The following is a 21,453-nucleotide window of genomic DNA, read 5'->3' as shown; positions in this document are numbered from 1 at the left end:
CCGTGGCAGGCACTTCCGGTGCTGACGACTGGCGTGCACCGCTGGAAGCGTAATCGCCTCATTCGACGAGCTCACCCGGGCTCGTCCTTGTCTGTTTTAACGTGATGCACTCTCCCCGTTAACCCGGAGCCTGACCATGTTCTCAAAAGATCCGAAAAAATCATCCCCTGATCTGGCGTCGATGCTGAAGGACGAAGCCATTAACCAAGCCAAGGAAGCGGCGATGTCAAAGGCATCTGCGCGAACACAACAAGCCGTCAATTTGGCCCAACAAGCGGCCAGTGCGGCGCCCTCGTTGCAGGCCCCCGCCGCGATGTTGACCCCCGGCGGCGGGCTGACGGGGGGGCTTAACCCTGCCGATCCGGATACCGCGCAAGCGGCCTTACGCAGCGCGTTAGGGTTAACCGCCGAGCCGAGCGGTTTAGTGTTTACCTGTGAAATCGGCTTATTTCCTGCGGGTACCTTTCAAGTCACCGATTTTACCCTCACCGAAGGGCTCTCTTCCTTATATCACCTTAGCCTGAATGTGGTGAGTTTGTTGCCTTATATTGAATTCCAAACGCATTTAGGCCAAGCCGCCTCACTGACGGTCAAACGGGATGGGCAGATTGTGCGCACCGTCAATGGCATTCTTGCGGGCGGTGTCCAAGGCAATACCGATGGCGTGAAAACGTGGTACCATTTTGATATCCGCCCTGAAATGTGGATCATGACCCTCAATCAGGACAGCCGTATCTTCCAAGACCAAAACGCCCCCGCGATTTTAAAGACGTTATTGGATGAAGCGCACGTCAAATCAGACTGTCTTTTTTACCGTGAAGCGCTGCATCCGGAACGGACCTACACCACGCAAAAACGGGAATCCGCCTATGACTTTTGGTGTCGCTTAGCCTTTGAGGAAGGGATCAACTTCTGGTTTGAAGAAGATCAGATGTTCTACAGTGATGAGCACATGGGCATGACCGCGGGGATCTCGTTGACTTACAACCCGCAAGCGAACACCGATATCACCGACAGTACCGCCACCACATGGCAGTACGGAGAGTATCTGTGCCCCGATCAACTGATCCAAAAAGACAACAACTACGTGCGCCCCTCTTACCCGCTGATGCACCAAGATCAGCAAGCAGGCGGTGGGCAGCACAGTGTGTTTGAAAGTTACGGGCGTTTTCAATTGGATGCCGAAGGGGAGCCCCTGACCAAAGCCCGTTTTGAGCAATTACGCAGCGGCAGCCGCGTGGGCAATGCCACCACGAACTGCTTTGCCTTGCGCCCAGGCAAAATTTTCACCCTGCAAAATCACCCACACGCCCCGATGAATGACAGTTGGCAAGTCATCACGGTCACCCATCACGGCGTGCAACCCTTAGCCGACAATGGCGGGGGCGAAGGAACGCAATTAAGTAACACGGTCTCCTTTATACCGGGTCGTGAGGAGTGGCGTCCGCCACACCGTTATAAACCGACGGCCGATGGGGATGAATTGGCGACCGTGGTGGGGCCGCCGGGGGAAGAGATTTACGTCAATGAGTACGGCGCCGTCAAAGTGCATTTCCATTGGGATCGCTACGGCAAGCCCGATCACAGCGCTTCCTGTTGGGTGCGTGTCGCCATGGGATGGAGCGGCAACGGTTACGGCTTTTCGGCCGTGCCCCGTATCGGCACTGTTGTGCAAGTCAGTTACCTGAACGGGGATATTGACCGCCCCATTATCACGGGATGCACTTACGATGGCCGCAATGCTCCCCCTATTCGTTTTCCTGAGAACAAAACACGCACCACGTTCCGCACTCAAACCCATAAGGGCGAGGGCTTTAACGAGTTACGTTTTGAGGATGAGGACGGTAAGCAGGAAGTGTTTATTCATGCGCAAAAAGACATGAATACGGTAGTACGGGATAATCGTTCGACGACCGTGGGGGCCAACCACAAAGAAGTCATCCTACAAAACCAAACGGTTTCAGTGCATGGCTCTCAATCGACCTCAGTACAGTCTGACCAAAAGAATGTCGTCTTTGGGAATCAACAGTCTATTGTCGATGGTGAAGTGGTCATCGCTTCCGCAAAAGGGATCCGTCTTATCAGCGGTACGTCCGTTCTTCAATTGAGTCCCTCGGGGAGGGTCACCATCGCGTGTGAAAATTTTGATTTTTATGCCAGTGGTTCAGGGCAAATTGCCACGGGTGAGATCCTCGATCTCAATATGGACAATGCCGCGCCAGGGATCACTAAAATAGATCCGAATACCGACACCATTGCCAGCACAAAATCCCAATTTTTTCCTGAAAAATAAGGTTGAGTATGCATTACTTATTTCAAGAGGGTCGCCTCACACTGCCCAGTGATAAATATCAAGATAATACCGTGAATATGCTGCGTTTTCCTGCCCTAGAAGGCAGCATCTCCATCACCCGTGAGGCACTGTCGCCAGACATCGAGCTAAGTGATTATCTCGCCGGACAGCTAAGCGCCATTAAACGTGAAATAAAAAATGCCGTCGTTAAAGCGCCAACCGCTTTTCGCACAGAGCAAGGTCTCACGGGGAGTGAAATTTACTGTGAGACCAAACAAAAAGGCATCAGTATTTATCAATGGATAGCGGCATTTCACGTGGAAGACAACGTCTTAGTCGTCACTTATAGCCAAATTAAACCGTTTTCAAATGCAGAGCTCGCACACTGGCGCACCCTGCGGGACAGCTTTACACCGCACTCAAATTAACCGAAAGCAGACTTGAATTCACAATGACCATACTGACGATTGAATAAGGACATACTCATGGGAAATGAATTTTTCGCGGCGAAGCAAGGCGATAAATTGATGCACTCGTCAATATGGGCAGATATTGTCTGTGGTGTGGTTAAAGGGGCGGTCTATGCGGCGGTAGGGGCTGCTGCAGTTGTATTGACAGGCGTAACTGGCGGTGCAGCAGCGGCTGTTTTTATTGGCGCGGGATTGGCGACCGGATTTGCTCTCGGCAGTGTTATTGATGCTGCTGCGGATTGGGTCGCGGATGGGATTGATAGCCTCTTTGGGCTCAGTTCGCCTGATGGCGAAATAAAAACCGGCTCACCCAATGTGCGTATCAAGGGGAAACTGGCAGCAAGAGCGGCAGGAAAACTCCCTACCCCCTTGTTATTAGCGTCTATTGCAGAAGACAATGCGCCCCCTAAAGAAAAAAAAGGGCTCGATATTGCCTTGAGTATTTTGGAAAAATCCACAATGCTTATTCCGGGCATGCTTCCCTTTGCGTTAGCCAAAAAAGCACTTAGCACCCCGAATAATGCGGCGCCTATCGACCCCCTGTCTGACGAATACCCAGAATATCCATCGCCTAAGCAAGGCTTTTTTGACAGCATACTGTCCCCCGTTAAGGCGGATAAGCACCCTCATGCTGAACCGATGCCCCTCGATATTATCAAATGTGATAAATGGCATTGTGCAAGTAAGCCCTACTTTTTAGCGGAAGGATCAAAAAGGGTTCAAATCAATAGCCAGCCGGCGTGCCGTAATGGGGATAGAAGCACCTGTGAAGCCAAAATCGATGACAATCAAGAAAAAGGGATTGTGCGCATTGGTGGGAACAGTGTGGTGGTACGCGACATCATGAGTGGCCGCAACCCGTTTGCAGAGATGTTCGGTGAAATTCTTGGCGGCCTCTTTGTGGGGGGGCTGCGAACCTTAATGCGAAAAGGCGGAATGGCTGCCATTAAGCAGTGTTTAAATAAAGTCGGTTGTACGCTGGTAAGTGAAATTGTCGGCACCGCGGTTGGTTCGATGGTGACGGCAACGGTGGTACAAGCTTTCAATAGTTTACACCATCCCGTTCATGCCGCTACGGGGTCGAAAGTCCTCAATGGTGAAAATGATACGGACTTTATTATTGAGGGGGCTTATCCGTTAGTCTGGTCACGTATCTACCAAAGTCGGAACCAACGCGAGAGCCGATTGGGCCGTGGTTGGGCAATGCCGTTTGATGTGTCCTTGGAAATCGAGTCAACTGGCAAGGGGCTTGAAAATGAAAATATCTACTACCATGACGCATCGGGGCGCCGTTTAGCCCTGGGGAAAATAGCCCTCGGCCAAACAGTGTTTTATCAGGATGAAGGGTTTAAAGTTTATCGCACCGTGAATAATATTTTCCTTGTCGAATCCACTGACGGTGACTATCAACTGTTTGAAGCCAACCCCCATAAAATCAACACCCTGCGCTTAATGAAAAGCGCTGACCGCCATAACAATGCCTTAAATTACCGTTATGCCAATGACGGTGAACTGGTGCAAATTCATGATGATGCGTATTTAACGGATATCCGCTTGCACTATGATGCACTTTCACAGCGATTAACGTCGGTAACGCGTCATCAAGGGCAAGCTGAAAAAACACTGGTGACCTATGATTACGATGAACAGCAGCGGTTAATTCAGGTCACTGACGCGGATAACCGTATCACGCGCCGTTTTGGCTGGGATGAAGAGTCCGGCTTAATGGCGATGCACCAATATGCCACGGGGTTGAGTAGCCATTATCGCTGGCAACGCTTTGACACCTTTACCCTTGAAGACAATGAACCGGAGTGGCGGGTCGTTGAACACTGGTTAAAAGAAGAAGGCCAAACGTGTTTAGAGCACACAGAACTCATCTACGATTTAGCCGAGCGCACCGTCAAAACCGTTCAGCATGGTTTAGGAAGCACCTTCCGTCGCTGGAATGAACAACAGCAAATCATTGAATACACCAATGAGCTCAATGAAACTTGGTACTTTGAGTGGGACACCAATCGCCACTTAACCAAAGCCATTGCGCCAGATACCAGTGAGTGGGTTTATACCTATGATGAACGCGGAAATTTAACGCAATCGACGGATCCCGAAAACCAATCCACTTGCTACGATTGGGACAAGGATTTTGCCTTTCCGACCGTGCAAACCTTGCCCAATGGTGCGGCGTGGCATTGGGAATATACCGATAAAGGCGATGTCCGCCGTGTGATTGACCCCTTGGGGCACATCACGGCCTTTGTTTGGGACGAGCAAGGCAATTGCATCGGGCAAGTGGATGCCAAAGGCAATGAAACCCACTATCGCTATAACCCACGCGGTCAGCTTATTCGCCAAACCGACTGTTCCGGTTACCCCACTACCCTCACCTATGATGAGTGGGGGCAATTGCGCAGTATCACTAATGCGCTCAATGAAACCACCTATTACACGTTCAGTGAAACAGGCTTATTGCTGTCAGAAAAGTTGCCCGATAACACGGAAAACCGCTACGACTATGATGATGCGGGGCAACTGGTCGGATTAACCGATGTGGGTGACCAGCACACGCTACTGCGGCGTAATCGTCGGGGGCAAGTCATTGCACGTCGTGACCCCGCGGGGCATTGGCTGCATTTTCACTATGACGCGTTAGGGCGCATGAATGCATTAGAAAATGAGCACGGCGAACAGTACCGCTTTGGCTACGATGCCCTTCATCGCTTGACCCAGGAGCAAGACCTTATTGGTCAACAAAAACAGTATCAGTATGACGAGGTGGGAAACCTGACGCAGATACTGACTACCCCCGCCAAGCCGCTGAACGGAAGTGCCGCCCTCGCGCCAGTCCTGATGCAACTGCATTACGATAAGATTGGTCGTTTACGGTCTCGTGAGAACGGGGAATACCGCACGGAATATGGGTATAGTCAGAACCAAGTGATCGTGCGTCAAGTGCCGATAGCGCGCTGGCATGAGGCGCAACGGACGGGGACGACGGTGAGTTATGACGATGAGTTGACCCTCACTTACGACACACTGGGGCAGTTAGTCAGTGAGCGCAATGCCACCGGGGAATATCATCATCAATACGATGTGTTGGGGAATTTAACCCAGACACAACTGCCGAATAACCGAGCTTTTGAGTACCTCTACTACGGCTCCGGTCACTTACAGCAAACCAACTGGCGTGATAACGACCAACTCACCGTCTTAGCAGAATATCAGCGAGACCGTTTGCACCGTGAAACGGGCCGCACCAGCGGGTTATTGGACAATGAAACGGGGTATGACACCCGAGGGCGTATCACCCATCAAGTCGCCCGTCGGATGAATGAATCGGTGTTCACGATGCCGGTCCTTGACCGCCGTTACCGCTGGGATAAGCGCAATCACTTGATTGAGCGCAGTGTCAGTTACGGCCAAGGGAATGATTTATTTACGTCAGGGCACTGGTACTATAACAGCTATCAGTATGACCCCTTAGGGCAATTAACCCAGCATTTAGGCTCGGTGCAAACGGAACATTTTCGCTACGATGAAGCGGCAAATTTATTTAAAGATCGTCAGCAAAGTGCCCTGCATAACCAAGTGCACCACAGCGACCAATTTGATTATCAGTATGACGGTTTTGGGCGCATGGTTTCACGTTGTGAAAAAGGCAGCACTTCCGGACAGCATTATCATTACGATGCAGAAAACCGGATTATTGCGGTCGATATTCACCAAGGCCCACTGGGTTATGAGCGCGCGGAATACCGTTATGATATCCTCGGGCGGCGAATTGAAAAACGCTTATGGAAAGCCAGTGCGATAGCCAATACCATCACTTACCCCACCCGTGAGCCGGATGAAGTGCAAACCTTTGGCTGGGTGGGGATGGTGCTTACCCATGAGCACAGTAGCACCAAACCGCACACCACGGTGTACCATGCGTACAATGACCACAGTTATACCTCCTTAGCCCGTATTGAGTGTACGGATACCCCCGCCAATCCACGGTGCGCCATCTATTACACGCACAGTGGCTTAAACGGATTGCCGGAGGCGCTCACCAACAGTGACGGTCATCTTGTTTGGCAAGGTCAATATGGTGTTTGGGGGAATTTACAGCGTCAGGCCCGCCCTACCGGTGAGTTTAACAGTGAACAAAACTTGCGTTTTCAAGGGCAATATTTCGACAAAGAAACCGGCCTGCACTATAATACTTTTAGGTACTACGCCCCGGATTTAGGTCGCTTTACCCAGCAAGACCCTATCGGGCTGGCGGGTGGATTGAACCTGTACCAGTATGCGCCAAATCCACTGACATGGGTGGATCCGTGGGGTTGGGCGAAAGAAAAAACGTATGAAGTAATAAAATATATGAGTGCTGATGAAGTTACTGCTGTAAAAAAAGCAAATGGTGGAATTGTACCGCATTTTAATAGTAATAGAGTTGCCCGTTGGCTAAACATGCCTGGTGCAAATTGGAATCCTAATAGAGAAAAATTTAGGGTAGTATATACTATTAATCAAAAAGGTATGGATATATTAAATGAACATGTCGATATGGATAAGTTATTCCTCGGTGAAACTGATCTACCACATGGTGTATTATCTAAACCTAACGAAATAGGGGCAAGAGGCATTGGCGCAGGATTGCTTGATGAGTTTAATAAGCAAATTAAAAGCGCACGAATTGAAAAAGAGGTAAAGAAAAATCAATGGAAAAATATTGGAGTGATCATAAAATGCTAACCCATTCAAATTTAGATATTAATTTGAATGATATGTATCAATATAAATTAAAAAGCCTTTTTAATTCAAGAGTGCCACCTATTAATGACAAAATAATGGCATTTACAGAGTGGGATAATAACATGGAAAAAAATTTATTACTCAATATTAAAAATAATACCCCACTTATTTCATCTGAATGGAATGACTTATTTTATAGTGATAAATTAAACGAAGTTTTTTTAAAAAAAAACACTAATTATTATTTATTTTTTAATTTCTTAAAAGTCCTTCCTTCTATTTTTATAATAAACAAAAATATTTATTATAAAAACAAAAATTTATACATATCATATTTCATAAATCAATTAAAGATAAAATTTAATTTTAAAATGGAAGAAAACATCAACGAAAGCGAATTAAAATCAGAATTATTTAATTATTTAATATACGAGCTAGGAGCTGGAAATCGTTACGATAAATTTTTTAGGATTAAAAATAATCAATTATTTTTTAATTTAGAAGGTGATAATTACATTGAAGTTAAAAGTTTAATTAACTTAACTCACTCCATCTTAATGGAGACAGTAGATGATAAAAACACAAAATATATAGAAACAATTAAAATATTCTATCTAGCCACAGTAGATTTCTTATTAAATAGTAATGATGGATATCATCTTCCATATAATGATATATATATCGATTATACCAACCCTAACACTTTTATAGATAATTATTTAAAAAATAAAGATGACGTATTTAAAGTTTTGGTCGGGTGTATGAATGAAGGCCAATCTAAATGTAACATCTTTATTTCTGAAATAATATATATGAATTACATATATTATGTTCTTCGAGGTAATCCTTCAAAAATATTAGACCTAGAAGAATATTGCAATAAAACTAAAATTAGTTTTTTAAAAATAATAAACAGGATTATTAATCGTAGGTTTTATGTAAATATGAAAAGTTTTAAAGGTATTAATCTCGGAATGTATTTATCTAAGTTATCACCTTAGAAAATTTCATAATATGAATTTGTACTTTAAATTTTAATTTAGGGAGCAGATATGAACCTAGAAAAAATATATCATTATAAGTTAAATAAATTATTCAATTTTAGAGCGCTTTCATTGGATGATGACGATTTGACATTTACAAGTGTTAACAATGAATTAGAGGAATATTTATCTTTATATATAGAAGGGGAAAAACCTCTTTTATTATCTTGGTGGTGTAATTTATTTGATTTCGAAAAACTAGATGATATTTTGAGTGAAAATACATATGAAAGATATGATTTGTTTTTATGTTTTTTAAAAAGTCTTCCATTAATATTTCTTATTAATAAAAGTGAGTCATACAAGAATGAAAATTTAAAAATCACCCATACTATTAATCAATTAAAAACAATAAAAAAAACAACCCTTACTTTAAACTTAGAGGATGATAATTACAAAACAGAGATTTTTAATTACCTTTCTCATTTAATAGGAGTAACTGAATTAAATTCCAATTTTTTTCTAGTTAAAGATAATAACTTATTTTTCAAATTAAAATTCAATGAATGGGTTAATGTTAAAGAGTTAATTAGCTCCATACATTCTTTAGCAACAACAATGGCGAGTGATGAAAACAAAATAAATCTAAAAAAAGTAAAAAACTTTCAAATAGCCACAATTGACTTTATTATGAATGACAAACAAAAGGTCAATTTTCCATATGATGACTTTTACTTAAATTATGCATATCCTGATATTTTTATAAACAACTACCTTAATAAAAATAAAGAAATGTTTTCTATCCTTATTGACTGTGTTGATGAAAATCAATCTGAGTGTAATTTTTTTATATCAGACATGATATATATGAATTATATATATTATATCCTCAAGGATAACCCAAAGGAAATATTAAAATTAAAAAAATATTGCAAAAAAAACAACAAGTTATTCTTCAGAATAATTGTCAAGATTATCAATCTTAACTACCATATTGATGAGTCTGATTTTAAAGGATTAAAACTAGAGTATTATTTATTAAATAATAAAAAAATAATTGTTGGTTACGCAACATAAAATTCCTAAAACAATAGTCTTAAGGTATATTTTTTTAATATTTATAACTTTTATTAATGCCAGTGCGATAGTCAATACCATCACTTCCCCCCCGTGAGCCGGATGAAGTGCAAACCTTTGGCTGGGTGGGGATGGTGCTTACCCATGAGCACAGTAGCACCAAACCGCACACCACGGTGTACCATGCGTACAATGACCACAGTTATACCTCTTTAGCCCGTATTGAGTGCACGGATACCCCCGCCAATCCACGGTGCGCCATCTATTACACGCACAGTGGCTTAAACGGATTGCCGGAGGCGCTCACCAACAGTGACGGTCATCTCGTTTGGCAAGGTCAATATGGTGTTTGGGGGAATTTACAGCGTCAGGCCCGCCCTACCGGTGAGTTTAACAGTGAACAAAACTTGCGTTTTCAAGGGCAATATTTCGACAAAGAAACCGGCTTGCACTATAATACCTTCAGGTACTACGCCCCGGATTTAGGCCGCTTTACCCAGCAAGACCCGATAGGGCTGGCGGGGGGTTTAAATACCTATGCGTATGCGCCTAATCCGTTGTCATGGATCGATCCGTTAGGTCTTTCTACTTGTGGATTAAGGGGGGAATGACGGGCGGTTCAGAAGTGCCCAAAATATACAGGAAGAAATATCTGGATTACCTAATTTCACAAATAGAACGCCTGGACAAATACGTCAGACTTTACGTAATCGAGGTTATTCGTCGGTGCAAGCACATAGTGGGGGGGAAGTTTGGACAAAAGGCTTACCAGATGGAAATACTGTTGCCGTGAGAATTGATCCGGCGAATCCTCGTTCACCTTCAAACTATGCTGATGCTGTACCTCATGTTCATATTGAAACAGTCCCAACATCCAGTGTCTCTAATGGAAATTATCGCCCACGAGACGTGACTGGCAGACATACTGCCAAAGGTGGAGTTTCTGACCGAGGAACTAATCCGAATCATAACGCTGATGTTCACATTCCGATGTCTCCGGGACGCTTCCCGTATAATTAATGTGAGGTTATATGGATATCCGACATCAATATAATGAAGCTTTAAATAAGTTAGAAGCAGATGTTAATGGTGGCCTGAGGGATTTAATAAATATATATTGCGTGGCTATTGATTCGTTTGAAAATGACATTGTTGATTCTATTGTTTTATACGTGATTGATATGGGTAATAAAGATACTTGTCGATATCTAGAAGAAATATTATCAGTAAATAAAGATCCTTATTTAGTAAAAGAATTTAATGAATGGATAAAAGAAATCAAGAATAAAACTTGAAATAAATAAAAGCCGGAAGGATCCTCAAATCTTCCCAGCTTATTTTTTATTTAGTTGCTGTCGTTCAGCACACTAAATTGTTGGTGATGCATCTAAAGGTGCCCAGCCAGAGACATCTTGAAAAAACATGGTATTGATGTTGATGATGCAAGAAATGGTGTTTTCCTGCCGAATAAAAATAACATTGATGAAACATTATCAGGGATAAAACATAATGGTAGACACCCTAATCAATACCTAGCTGCTGTTAATACAAGAATCATAGATGCGGATCGAATGGGTGGTAAGCAAGGTGTTCTGGATGAATTGTCAAATATACGAGAAATTTTATCTTCCGCAAGTCGAGCCACAAGCTGGTATAACATATTATGATCGATAAATTATATTGTTTACAGTCAGATATAACAAATTATAGCTCTTTTATTCAAGACTATCCTGACGGTGAAGAGAGTATTATGGGAAGATCGAGAGACCAAAAATGGAGAAGATTTGGTGATAATTATGTAGGTATAATTTTAGAATTGCACCCTAATGATTTTGGTAATAAAAACTATAAATTTGATTTCAGTAGTTTTCTATCTCCATTTATGGTTTTTAGTGAGGGTGCATTAGTATCCTTATCTGATATTCTGAGTTCAAGGGGGCAAATATTACCAGTTAAAACTGAGAGCAAACGGAAGAAATTCGTTGGCTATTACCCAACCAATCCGCTTTCAGAATGTTTTGACAGAAAGAATTCTGTTTATCGGGAATATCCCAATGGATTAATGATTGAGAAGCCAGTCCTCATTAAAAGTAACATTACAGATGAGTATCTATTTACTATTGACGAAGATATTAGTCGGGTTTTTGTTACGGATAAGTTTAAACAAAGAGTAGAAGATGCCGGTTTAACTGCTTTCGATTTTTCAGTAGAAGTAGAATTATCGTAAAGATATTGACGAACTTATGATTTAAATTACAAGCTCGTGTAATTACCCGTTTTAGCTACAAATATTACACCAAAGCAAGTAAATTGTCGTTAGATCACTCCCCCGAACAGCGCCTTAATCTTAAGTTTAAATGCGGCGAACTGAGCTTGCTGTTGCTGGTTTTGTTGCTTTATTGCCCGGATATCCTCATAGTCCGGTATTAATACCCAACAGCCGTTTAAAATCTTAACGGTAAAGGTGAAGCCGGTCTCAAAACCTGCCTCTTTCAGCCACTGACCTTTAAGGTTAATGGCGGGCGGTGGGTGTTGTTTTTGCCCTTCGGCGCATAGCCGACCGTGTAGAATCGTTCTGTTTTCAGGATGTTATTTACGGTGACGACTGACTTAGAATACGCACTAGCTATAGTCAACACTTTATTCGTTGATTACGGTTTTCAATGCTCATCGAAAACTACTCCACTTTTTATTGACTTTCGACCAATCAAAACTGGCCCACTGTATTATTCGTGAAACCGACTTTACCAGAATGACAGAGTCGCCTGATAACACGGAATACCGCACGGAATATGGGGATAGTCAGAACCCAGTGACCGTGCGTCAGGTGCCGATAGCGCGCTGGCATGAGGCGCAACGGACGGGGACGACGGTGAATGATGACGATAAGTTGACCCTCACTTACGACAGACTGGGGCAGTTAGTCAGTGATCGCAATGCCACTGAGGAATATCATCATCAATACGATATGTTGGAGAATTTAACCCAGACACAACTGCCGAATAACCGGGCTTTTGAGTACCTCTACTACGGCTCCAGTCATTTACAGCAAACCAACTGGCGTGATAACGACCAACTCACCGTCTTAGCGGAATATCAGTGAGACCGTTTGCACCGTGAAACGGACCGCACCAGCGGGTTATTGGACAATGAAACGGGGTATGACCTCCGTGGGCATGTCACCCATCAAGTTAATAGAAGATGCAGGTTTAACAGCTTTTAATTTTCCAGTAAAATAGAGTTAACGTGTAATTTATTTAGTGAAATTACCTGTTTTATTAATATTAACCTCTTAAACCAAAACAGGTAAATCACAATATATTATTCCTCAATTAAAAAAACAAATTAGAATTAATATTTGTTTTTATTACTTACAATCTCTATTTAACATCTCATTATATTGTTACTTTCCACATTATCAGATCGGCGATATTTCATACACCAATCCATCGCGATTACCGAGGTCCGGTGCATAGTAGGATTCTACCGGAAAATAGAATAGACGATTACGGACACCATCAAATAATACATTTTCCTGATAGCTTCTCGGGAATTTCTGCATCCGCTTCCAGTTTTTTCCGCCGTTGTGTGATACCCGGATATGCTCAGGGTCGTTAAACCGAAAAGTGAATATCAGACTATTATCTTTCCCTACATACAGATCAGAAATCGAGTCTGTACCGGTTTCCAGTACTGGCGTGTAATTGCCGTTGCTGCAATCCAGCCGGTTGATGCTGTACCGCATACGTGGCTCGGTTTTGAGAACAAAATAAACCTCTCCTTCCGGTGTCACGGTCGGTTTACTAACTCGCCCCGGCAGCGACAGATACGCTTCCTGGCGTCCCGTCTGGAGGTTAATACAAGTCAGTGAGCTGGTGTCGCTTTCCTGCTTCCAGAAGATTGCCCGTTGTGAGGTGGCGAGCCAGCTGGGATCCTGTATATTGTAATGCTGATAACTACCGAGATCGGCACGTCCCCGCCCAGAGGGGTTCAGGTCGGCGAGTTTTTTCCAAGTCTGTCCAAAATCCATTGTCTGATACAATCGCTCATTCTGCGCCATCACGAAATGACCCGCCCCAGTAATCGCTAGGACATTCTCTTCCGCCCGCGTTTCTGGCGATGCCCATTGTTGTAGCCACTGCCAATGCAGACCACCGTCATTTGAATAAAATGCTGGTCTTCCTGGGGTGATATCATTCTTAAATACGATCAGGCAGCGCCCTTGATTATCACACTGCTGACTCAGTACGTTGCCGATAAAACGGGCCCGGACGCGCAGCTCCCCCTCCTGCTCCGTCATAATCTGAGTTAGCGGCAACCGTGGCCTGTAGGATTCAATTTCTCGGCCACTCCCTTTGCCAATCTGTTTTGCAATGTGCTTGTTGATCACCGCTTTGTCCGGATTAATTTGCAGATTAAGCAGCGGCACAGCGTTGTCATTAACGGGATCATCACGAAGCACTTTGTTGTAATGATACAGGAAATTACTGCGCTCAATATGATTCACTTTAATATCAATCGCATCGCTTAGGCCAGTGATCAAAACACCCTGTTCAACGCTACTGATAAGCAAAGATTTCATGATAATCGCGTTTTTTTCCGGCTGATAAGGACGAGTACGTTCCCATTCTCCGGCAAATCCAGCGAAATCACGTATGTACATAAAAGTTATGCAAATAATCAGCCCGACGGCCAATAAAGCAACTCGGATGCGACGATCAGTAAACATCAGGTCACCTCCTGAATATACGGAGCCTTATTCAAGCTACTTCGGAATGACACCAGATACTGTCGCACTTTCTCTATCCGTGCGGAGGTGACCGTGTATTTTTCGATAAAGCCGTTGGACAGCTCAGTTAACAGCATAATCAGGAAAAATATCGACATACTGAGAAAACTGCAATCAAGAAACATATCCCCGGCTTTCAACCAGTCCCATTTGTCAGGCATCACACCCGCTTGCCACCAGTCATGGAACGAAAAAAACAGCATCAACAACGGTAACACCAGACAGATGAGACCAATGGCTTTGTACGCCCGTTTCATTTGACGGTTGGGCATCATTATGCCGCTGTATTTGAGATATGCCTGTCCGTCCCGTTCGTTACACAGGCCGACGATCTGACCGTTCTCACCGTTAAGGATAAGCGTCATGGGGTCACCTTCGGTCAGAAAAAAATCCGGATGTCGGTAAAATATCGGATTTACATCTTCACTGAATGTATTGTAATAACAGCGGAAAGTGAATAGCACGCCCTCACAGAGAAACTGATAATCTCTATAATCGCGCCGCGATTTACCTGTACCAGTAAATCCTGTGGTCACACTGAGTGAACGAATTTCCCCTTGTAATGTGCTCAGAATGACCTGATCTGCATGGATCATATTATCCGGCGTCTGGGGTTTTGCTGTTTTTACCACTGCCTGTATATTTTTTTGCTGCGCGGCTATTGTTGTCTGCAGATCGTTTTGAGTGTGAAAGAGTGATAAATCTCCAGCCTGTACACGCCGAAGTCCCTCTTGCAAACGGTGTGTTCGTTTACTACTACTGACCAGCAATCCTTGAACACCGGAGCAAAAAAACCAAGCACCGATAATAAATGCGATCAACATGAGCAGAAATATGATAATACCAAATGATAAATTAAAAAAAACATAGCCAAACGCCCCCATCAGTAGCGTTCCTATCAGTGTTTTCAGGGCATTACGGGCTTTATCGGTACCTTTAGTCACGGGTTGCAGTGTTCCGTGGTCTGGAGCGACTAACCAGTGCAACCAGAATGTCCCATCAGCCAGCGGATGTGCACCGATATACACACGCTCGCCTTCTGTTAATTTTTCCGCAACAGAGATATCTTCAAATTGCTTAGCATACATCCAGAATACCTTATCTCCGGCTAGGATCCGGCGGTAATTCGTTTCTGGTTCGGCGTGCTTATCGTGGCGCACAAACGGCAAATCAAAAAAGCAGACATTTTTCATAGGCAACAGCACCATCCATAAGTAATCATACTACCCAGTAACGATTCTGATTGAAATATTAGTTAATATTTATATTTTGAAGATTAAAAATTATAAAAACACTCGGGCATGTTGACCTTTATTGTATATATTTTATATTGCTCCACATAGTGAGCCACATAATTGAAAACGTCAAAACAACGACACTTTCATCATTTTTTGATAATTTACCATACCAAATAGCAACTGCTCAGTGTTTCTTAATACTCAGAAAGGTATTTTCAACGAAATAGCGGCATTGATATAAACACCAATCAATAGCTATATTACCTTAATTGCTATTTCCTTTTCTAGGTATTATATAGTGAGCCTTAAGATTTTTAATCGAATCTTGTAAAGCTTGGCTATTAATCTTTATCCTCTCCCATTAAAATGAAACAGCTATAATGAGATTTTCTGCCCAAAATTGCAGAGGTCGTTATAAAAAAGCCGGTTTTACTGAAAGGCGAATCGTCAATATTTTAAAACTCGTTGATTCTGGAATGAAAGTCGATGATCTTTATCGGCAACGTGGTATCAGTGTGCCACTGGCGGCAATTGGAAATCAAAGTACAGTGGTATGTAATCCAATGATGTTAAACCATTAAAAGAGCTTGAAAAAACTCAACGCTTAAGTCAGCCTTGAAAACCATGCGATGAAAGCGCTTTTTGCAAAAAAGGTTGGTAGTAACTAACGGGGAAGACGTCCTGCGTTCAATCAATAAAAGAGGCAGGTTTATCAGTCAGTAAGGCTTGTCAGATGACTTTGTTGTCCGGGGCAACGTTTTATCGTCGGCAGTGAGATTGATGTGAAAAAAATCGAGCGGTGATCGAGGATATACAATCCGTTTTAACCCAGTCACCACAATCTGGATTTTGGAAATACGATTACCGTTTGCGATTTGAAGGCTATCCCTTTAATCATAAACGCGTTTATGGCCGTTTAGGACTCAATCTAAAATGTCGAGTTAAAAAAGCGCTCTGCGTACGTGAGAAAAGGCCACTAGCAATTGAAAAAATACCGAATATTCAATGGGAACTAGTTTTGTTGCTTGATAACATGGGTATCTTCTCTGCCCGATATTCCCCCAGACAAGCATTTAACATATTGACGATAAAATGTGAAACCTGCTCCAACATCCGCTTCTTATTTCAACAAAGAGGTAGGATTACACTATAACACGTACCACTACTACGCCCCAGATTTAGGTCGTTTTATCCAACGAGACTCGATAGTGCTGGTAAGTGGACTGAATTGTACCAGTATGCACCGAACCCTTTAATCTGAATTGACAACTCATTGGATTAAACAAATTAGATATATAAGGGATGACAGAAAAAAGCGAATCCCTGTCTATTTATCGAGGTTAAAATAGTGTATGAATAACTTTCAATTCTGGGTTAATTGTAATGATATCATCAATTATTTGATTATAAATAGCAGGCATCGTTTGTTTCCACCCCACCATATCTGGACGGTGCTCTATAGCCATGGGGGTTCTTAATAGCGTATGATCAATAATAGGCGTTGTTAACCCGTGTCGTGCACGGAAATTTTTTACGGCTTGGTATTCAAACGGCCACGCTAATAAAATTTCCATGTCTATTTCATAGCCTGTTGAACTTTGTTCATCAGTGTTGATACCGAATAGAGCTGACCACTCCACATGTTTATCACATAAAGTAATAAGCCATTCAGCGACAACATCATGATTTTCATTATAAAGTGCTTCTTGGCAAAAGCGTTGATAAAACGGATCAATAGGGATCCCCGCGCTTTCCCAATCTATAGTTTGATTTTTCTCACTAGCAAGCATTTCGATAGCTAGTACACCTAACTTCTGCGGTCGAGTATACATTGGGAGAGATTTTGCCATTTTACCTGATTGGATACTTTCAATGATTTTATCGTAACAAAGATGACCAAATCTAAAATCATTACAGGCGAAATCCATTAATAATACTTGTCCTTGTTCAGATAGTTCCCAAAAAAACGGTCACTATTAAAACCGTTATAATAATTTAACAATAACGATATGTTTTTTTAAAAAAAACCTCCTCAAAACTAAAATAATTATATTTATCTACTGAGTAAATTTTATTTATATAAAATAGATTCACTATCCCCATATTAGAATCTAAACATACAAAGTAATGAGTATATTTGTCTTTTCTACTTTTAGAAGCGCCAAGTTCGATATTCCAGAGAAATCTTTCCTCGATTTTTTTCTTTAGTATAACATCATCAAATTCGATGTCTCTTAATTCATCTTTAAGATATTTATTTATTAAATCTAATTTTGACATTATTTGACAATCTCCATTATGAGTGTTTTATCACATATAGATGTACTAGCTACTAAAAATGTATCATTTATGCCAACTTTTAATTTGATAGCAACGACATTTTTTATTATCTTATCTACTTGTGAGTAGATATCTTCATCTAATCTAGCTTTTATATCTAAAAAATTATCTATATCTGATACAGATATATTACATTCGTTTTTAGAATACATTCTTTTTTCTGCTTGAACCATATGTTTTTGTAAATTTATAAATAGACTTTTTTGAGCCTCACTGAGGCTTCCTCCGACTAATGTTCCTAAATCATCAAACTTTTCTCTCATGACCATTTTCGTTTCAATCGCAACCCAATAAGGTGGAGGAGAGTCAATTTTACAAATTAAATTATCCTCATAATCATTCGATTTTTTAAAGACAACATACTGACTAGTAATAGTATTCACTCATTCTTTATTGTTTTAACCCCATGATTAAAAAAACCACTCAAGATATTTTTTTACTGCTTGTTTAACCCTCTGCAACAAGCTCATATCCGCTAAGACACCCACAAACCACCTTGTGTCCTTCTAATGCTACTGAGATCCCATTGGTTTTCATCAAGTTGGCTAGCTCGACCAATAAATTCAAAGTGCAAATAATTTTTCTTTAATTGATTAAACAACGCCTCTCACTTAATTTTATGGTGTTCTAATACAGCTTGATGCTCCTCTTCAAAATAGTGAACTGCATCAAGATAAAAGGCTTGCAGCTTATTATCACGAATAATTTGTTTTCTTTCTGCCGTCAGCTTCATGTTCATGACATTATCTATATTCACAGGCGGTAAATCTCCGCCTATTAATCGTAATTAAAATAACTTGTGAATCACTTGAAGCTCTGGATTAATCGAAATCAAATCATCAATCATTTGGTGATAAATAGCGGGCATATTTTGCTTCCATCCTACCATATCTGGACGGTGCTCTATTGCCATCGGGGTTTTTAATAGCGGATGATCAATGATGGGTGTTGTTAACCCATGGCGAGCACGGAAATTTTTGACGGCTTGGTATTCAAAAGGCCAAGGAATTAAAATATTCATTGATATCTCATAACCCGTTGAGCTTTGTTCATTGTCATTGTCCGAAAAAAGTGCCGACCACCCTATATGTTTATCACATAGCGTGATAAGCCATTGAGCGACAACATCGTGATTTTCATTATAAAGTGCTTCTTGGCAAAAACGTTGATAAAATGGATCAATAGGGATCCCCGCACTTTCCCAATCTATTGTTTGATTTTTTTCACTCGCCAGCATTTCGATAGCTAGTACACCTAACTTCTGCGGTCGGGTATACATTGGGAGAGATTTTGCCATTTTACCTGATTGGATACTTTCAATGATTTTATCGTAGCAAAGATGCCCTACTCTAAAATCATCACAAGCAAAATCCATTAATAAAACTTCACCTTGCTCTGAGAGACTATAAAAAGATTTATGCCTTTTATAAACATCATGATAGTCTAAAATTAAAACTAAGTTTTTATGAAAAAAGAACTTTTCAAGAGAGTAAAGAGATTCTTTTTTATTTCTATAAACTTCCAACAAATAAATAAATGCAATTGAAGGCGTATCAAAATCTAATGTTGATATATAGTCAATATATCTTTCTTCTTTATCTAGGCCTATAGATTCCTTAATACTTTTTGCAAAATCATCATCTATGCTGTCATTTACTTTAGATAGATCAGCCTTTGCATTTTTTATTTTCTTTCCTATATATTTTAGTACTCTATCAACTCTACTCATTTGTCTAAACCCTCTAGATAGTAAAAAAATAGATATTTATTGTTTCCACCAACATTAAATTTATCATCAACTACCACCGTTAATTTGTAACCAACAATGTTATTTTTACTCATTCCCTTAGAAATACTATTTAATAAGTCAAACTGTTCTTTATTTAAATTAAAATCATTCCTTCCAAATCTCATTGACTCTGTTGATTCTTTTGAATGATCTCTTATATTTTTCAAGTAATCTTTTTGAGCTTCGCTTGCTCCACTTCCTTTTGGTGTTGTATTTGCCCCAAACTTATCCTTCATCGTCGTTTTGATTTCAAACGTAACCCACTCAGGTGGCGGTGGCTCAATTTTGCAAATGAAATCATCTTTATAATCATTCATTATTTAAAGCTAACATACTGACTAACAACTGTATTCACTCATTCTTTATTGTTTTAACCCCTATGATTAAAACACCCCGCTCAAGATACTTTTTTTACTGCTTGCTTAATCCACTGCGACAAGCCCCCCTCCACCAGAACAGCCACAAGCCACTTTGTGACCTTCAAGTGCAACGGGAATTCCGTTGATTTTCATTAAACCGTCGCCCTCGACGATAGCACCAGTTTTTTGCTCGAAGGGCAATAAACTGATTCACTCACACAAGCGAATCCTTGGATTTGTTTGGCAAGGGAAGACCCCGTAAGCACTGTACCACCTGTGTTGGTGGTATCATTTTTTAAAATAATTTTACGACCATTAACTGTGCTACGCATTATTGACTCTATTTTAATGAGTCTATCTACATGGTTCAAAAACAGTTTAACCCGTCTAAATATTGTGCAACGAGACAGAGAAAGACAATGTTCTCTTTACGTATCTGCACTGTATTGATATTTTCCAGTGCTTGCTTTAAGAATAAGTCTTTTTCTTTATAGTTATCAGTAAATTGTTTATTCATATCCTTTAATAGAAACAATTCAATTCCTGATTTTAGTATCGAGGGTTCATTACCGATAACCAGATAGCGTTTTTTGGCATAATCGATAATTTCGCTGACATTATGTGATAAATCGAGAGTTTGATAATGCTCAATCATGCCTTCTAACCATGCTTTACTTTTTGAGTCTTTGAACAAAACCACTTGTTCAAGATGCTCTTGTACCGTTTGAAATAACGGTGACTGTGCGTAAAATTTCCCACAATAGAGCATGAATGTTGTCTGCGTAACACACAAATATTGGCTCGCTCGACCAATCGATTCAAAATACACATAATTTCTCTTTAATTGATTAAACAAGGCCTCTCGCTTAATTTCATGGTGATCTAATGCTACGCGATGTTCTTCTTCAAAGTAGTGAACTGCATCAAGATAAAAAGCTTGCAGCTTATTATCACGAATAATTTGTTTTCTTTCTGCCGTCAGCTTCATGTTCATGACATTATCTATATTCACAGGCGGTAAATCTCCGCCTATTAATCATAATTAAAATAGTTTATGAATAACTTGAAGCTCTGGATTAATCGAAATCAAGTCATCAATCATTTGGTGATAAATAACTGGCATATTTTTCTTCCATCCTACCATATCTGGGCGGTGCTCTATTGCCATCGGGGTTTTTAATAGCGGATGATCTATGACAGGGGTGGTTAATCCATGTTTAGCCCGGAAATTTTTAACCGCTTGATATTCAAAAGGCCAAGAGACTAAAAGCTCCGTGTTAATTTCATATCCCGTTGAACGTTGTTCGTCGTCATTATCCCTAAACATGGCCGACCATTCGATATGTTTATCGCACAATGTAACAAGCCATTGAGCGAT

The 21,453-nt window shown here is 41.3% G+C and carries 20 protein-coding genes and 4 pseudogenes; 13 read left to right on the top strand and 11 right to left on the bottom strand.

Annotation, left to right across the window (positions count from 1 at the left end; genetic code table 11):
* The first annotated feature begins 136 nt into the window (after positions 1–136).
* The 10 genes from PSF11_RS10410 (at position 137) to PSF11_RS10365 (ending at position 11,787) form a co-directional block, all read left to right on the top strand.
* Positions 137–2,293 carry a type VI secretion system Vgr family protein gene (locus PSF11_RS10410; protein ID WP_072502830.1) on the top strand — a complete coding sequence of 719 codons (2,157 nt, stop codon included), beginning with the start codon at positions 137–139 and terminating at the stop codon, positions 2,291–2,293.
* An 8-nt stretch (positions 2,294–2,301) separates the two neighbouring features.
* Positions 2,302–2,721 carry a DcrB-related protein gene (locus tag PSF11_RS10405; protein ID WP_036943215.1) on the top strand — a complete coding sequence of 140 codons (420 nt, stop codon included), beginning with the start codon at positions 2,302–2,304 and terminating at the stop codon, positions 2,719–2,721.
* 57 nt (positions 2,722–2,778) lie between these two features.
* Positions 2,779–7,500, top strand: a complete 4,722-nt coding sequence (locus PSF11_RS10400) for an RHS repeat-associated core domain-containing protein (RefSeq protein ID WP_258558232.1) — start codon at positions 2,779–2,781, stop codon at positions 7,498–7,500.
* Positions 7,467–8,501 carry a hypothetical protein gene (locus tag PSF11_RS10395; protein ID WP_072502829.1) on the top strand — a complete coding sequence of 345 codons (1,035 nt, stop codon included), beginning with the start codon at positions 7,467–7,469 and terminating at the stop codon, positions 8,499–8,501. Before PSF11_RS10400 ends, PSF11_RS10395 begins: the two co-directional genes overlap by 34 nt.
* A gap of 51 nt (positions 8,502–8,552) precedes the next feature.
* On the top strand, positions 8,553–9,560 hold the full coding sequence (locus PSF11_RS10390; protein WP_061064361.1) for a hypothetical protein: 1,008 nt from the start codon (positions 8,553–8,555) through the stop codon (positions 9,558–9,560).
* 107 nt (positions 9,561–9,667) lie between these two features.
* Complete coding sequence (locus tag PSF11_RS10385) at positions 9,668–10,171, top strand: RHS repeat-associated core domain-containing protein (protein WP_072502828.1); 504 nt, start codon at positions 9,668–9,670, stop codon at positions 10,169–10,171.
* Between the two features lie 115 nt (positions 10,172–10,286).
* Positions 10,287–10,580: a hypothetical protein gene (locus PSF11_RS10380; RefSeq protein WP_145928231.1), complete on the top strand. Its 294-nt coding sequence runs from the start codon at positions 10,287–10,289 to the stop codon at positions 10,578–10,580.
* An 11-nt stretch (positions 10,581–10,591) separates the two neighbouring features.
* Positions 10,592–10,855, top strand: coding sequence for a hypothetical protein (locus tag PSF11_RS10375; RefSeq protein WP_036943174.1), 264 nt, complete (start codon positions 10,592–10,594; stop codon positions 10,853–10,855).
* 117 nt (positions 10,856–10,972) lie between these two features.
* Entirely contained in the window at positions 10,973–11,227 is a 255-nt protein-coding gene (locus tag PSF11_RS10370) for an AHH domain-containing protein (protein WP_061064362.1), read from the top strand.
* Entirely contained in the window at positions 11,224–11,787 is a 564-nt protein-coding gene (locus PSF11_RS10365) for a hypothetical protein (protein WP_040132421.1), read from the top strand. Before PSF11_RS10370 ends, PSF11_RS10365 begins: the two co-directional genes overlap by 4 nt.
* Before the next feature lie 89 nt (positions 11,788–11,876).
* Here the strand turns inward: PSF11_RS10365 and PSF11_RS10360 are convergent, their stop codons facing one another.
* Complete coding sequence (locus PSF11_RS10360; protein ID WP_071881675.1) at positions 11,877–12,056, bottom strand: hypothetical protein; 180 nt, start codon at positions 12,054–12,056, stop codon at positions 11,877–11,879.
* Between the two features lie 256 nt (positions 12,057–12,312).
* Here PSF11_RS10360 and PSF11_RS10355 point away from each other — a divergent pair, with 256 nt between their 5' ends.
* Positions 12,313–12,663, top strand: a complete 351-nt coding sequence (locus tag PSF11_RS10355; RefSeq protein ID WP_225829598.1) for a type IV secretion protein Rhs — start codon at positions 12,313–12,315, stop codon at positions 12,661–12,663.
* A gap of 315 nt (positions 12,664–12,978) precedes the next feature.
* Here PSF11_RS10355 and PSF11_RS10350 read toward each other — a convergent pair whose 3' ends face one another.
* Together PSF11_RS10350 and PSF11_RS10345 are read right to left on the bottom strand one after the other, a co-directional pair.
* Positions 12,979–14,289 (bottom strand): hypothetical protein, encoded by a 1,311-nt coding sequence (locus tag PSF11_RS10350; RefSeq protein ID WP_072502826.1) that lies wholly within the window; start codon positions 14,287–14,289, stop codon positions 12,979–12,981.
* The gene (locus tag PSF11_RS10345) at positions 14,289–15,542 is read right to left on the bottom strand and encodes a hypothetical protein (protein WP_040132422.1); all 1,254 of its coding nucleotides are present in this window, start codon (positions 15,540–15,542) and stop codon (positions 14,289–14,291) included. The genes PSF11_RS10350 and PSF11_RS10345 overlap by 1 nt, the downstream gene beginning before the upstream one ends.
* A gap of 425 nt (positions 15,543–15,967) precedes the next feature.
* Between PSF11_RS10345 and PSF11_RS10335 the strand changes: the two are divergent.
* A pseudogene (locus PSF11_RS10335) lies at positions 15,968–16,617 on the top strand (transposase); the annotation flags it as partial.
* A 64-nt stretch (positions 16,618–16,681) separates the two neighbouring features.
* Entirely contained in the window at positions 16,682–16,843 is a 162-nt protein-coding gene (locus tag PSF11_RS21315; protein WP_080574256.1) for an RHS repeat-associated core domain-containing protein, read from the top strand.
* An 84-nt stretch (positions 16,844–16,927) separates the two neighbouring features.
* Here the strand turns inward: PSF11_RS21315 and PSF11_RS21310 are convergent.
* The 8 genes and pseudogenes from PSF11_RS21310 to PSF11_RS10285 all read right to left on the bottom strand — a co-directional run.
* Positions 16,928–17,867, bottom strand: a pseudogene (locus PSF11_RS21310) (hypothetical protein).
* Positions 17,867–18,310, bottom strand: a complete 444-nt coding sequence (locus PSF11_RS10320) for a hypothetical protein (RefSeq protein WP_072502825.1) — start codon at positions 18,308–18,310, stop codon at positions 17,867–17,869. Before PSF11_RS10320 ends, PSF11_RS21310 begins: the two are co-directional and overlap by 1 nt.
* A gap of 224 nt (positions 18,311–18,534) precedes the next feature.
* Positions 18,535–18,684, bottom strand: a complete 150-nt coding sequence (locus PSF11_RS10310; RefSeq protein ID WP_154635277.1) for a hypothetical protein — start codon at positions 18,682–18,684, stop codon at positions 18,535–18,537.
* 30 nt (positions 18,685–18,714) lie between these two features.
* Complete coding sequence (locus PSF11_RS10305) at positions 18,715–19,656, bottom strand: hypothetical protein (RefSeq protein ID WP_115113604.1); 942 nt, start codon at positions 19,654–19,656, stop codon at positions 18,715–18,717.
* A complete protein-coding gene (locus tag PSF11_RS10300) occupies positions 19,653–20,033 on the bottom strand; it encodes a hypothetical protein (protein ID WP_040132427.1) in 381 nt (126 codons plus the stop codon). Before PSF11_RS10300 ends, PSF11_RS10305 begins: the two co-directional genes overlap by 4 nt.
* Positions 20,034–20,138: 105 nt before the next feature.
* Positions 20,139–20,407 (bottom strand): annotated as a pseudogene (locus tag PSF11_RS10295) (PAAR domain-containing protein).
* 35 nt (positions 20,408–20,442) lie between these two features.
* Complete coding sequence (locus PSF11_RS10290) at positions 20,443–21,087, bottom strand: hypothetical protein (RefSeq protein WP_225829599.1); 645 nt, start codon at positions 21,085–21,087, stop codon at positions 20,443–20,445.
* 30 nt (positions 21,088–21,117) lie between these two features.
* Positions 21,118–21,453: pseudogene (locus tag PSF11_RS10285) on the bottom strand (hypothetical protein); the annotation flags it as partial.

The organism is Providencia sp. PROV119, from assembly GCF_028482435.1.
GTDB lineage: Bacteria > Pseudomonadota > Gammaproteobacteria > Enterobacterales > Enterobacteriaceae > Providencia > Providencia stuartii.
The sequence above is the reverse complement of the archived record's forward strand: the minus strand, read 5'-3'. Positions and strand labels throughout refer to the sequence as shown.

What these genes read in the sequence shown, in the direction of transcription:
- PSF11_RS10375 (WP_036943174.1), top strand. Translation starts at nt 10,592, where the DNA reads ATGGATATCCGACATCAATATAATGAAGCTTTAAATAAGTTAGAAGCA.
- PSF11_RS10350 (WP_072502826.1), bottom strand. Translation starts at nt 14,289, where the DNA reads ATGTTTACTGATCGTCGCATCCGAGTTGCTTTATTGGCCGTCGGGCTG.
- PSF11_RS10390 (WP_061064361.1), top strand. Translation starts at nt 8,553, where the DNA reads ATGAACCTAGAAAAAATATATCATTATAAGTTAAATAAATTATTCAAT.
- PSF11_RS10400 (WP_258558232.1), top strand. Translation starts at nt 2,779, where the DNA reads ATGGGAAATGAATTTTTCGCGGCGAAGCAAGGCGATAAATTGATGCAC.
- PSF11_RS10305 (WP_115113604.1), bottom strand. Translation starts at nt 19,656, where the DNA reads ATGAGTAGAGTTGATAGAGTACTAAAATATATAGGAAAGAAAATAAAA.
- PSF11_RS10355 (WP_225829598.1), top strand. Translation starts at nt 12,313, where the DNA reads ATGACAGAGTCGCCTGATAACACGGAATACCGCACGGAATATGGGGAT.
- PSF11_RS10395 (WP_072502829.1), top strand. Translation starts at nt 7,467, where the DNA reads ATGGAAAAATATTGGAGTGATCATAAAATGCTAACCCATTCAAATTTA.
- PSF11_RS10345 (WP_040132422.1), bottom strand. Translation starts at nt 15,542, where the DNA reads ATGAAAAATGTCTGCTTTTTTGATTTGCCGTTTGTGCGCCACGATAAG.
- PSF11_RS10410 (WP_072502830.1), top strand. Translation starts at nt 137, where the DNA reads ATGTTCTCAAAAGATCCGAAAAAATCATCCCCTGATCTGGCGTCGATG.
- PSF11_RS10405 (WP_036943215.1), top strand. Translation starts at nt 2,302, where the DNA reads ATGCATTACTTATTTCAAGAGGGTCGCCTCACACTGCCCAGTGATAAA.
- PSF11_RS10300 (WP_040132427.1), bottom strand. Translation starts at nt 20,033, where the DNA reads ATGAATGATTATAAAGATGATTTCATTTGCAAAATTGAGCCACCGCCA.
- PSF11_RS10365 (WP_040132421.1), top strand. Translation starts at nt 11,224, where the DNA reads ATGATCGATAAATTATATTGTTTACAGTCAGATATAACAAATTATAGC.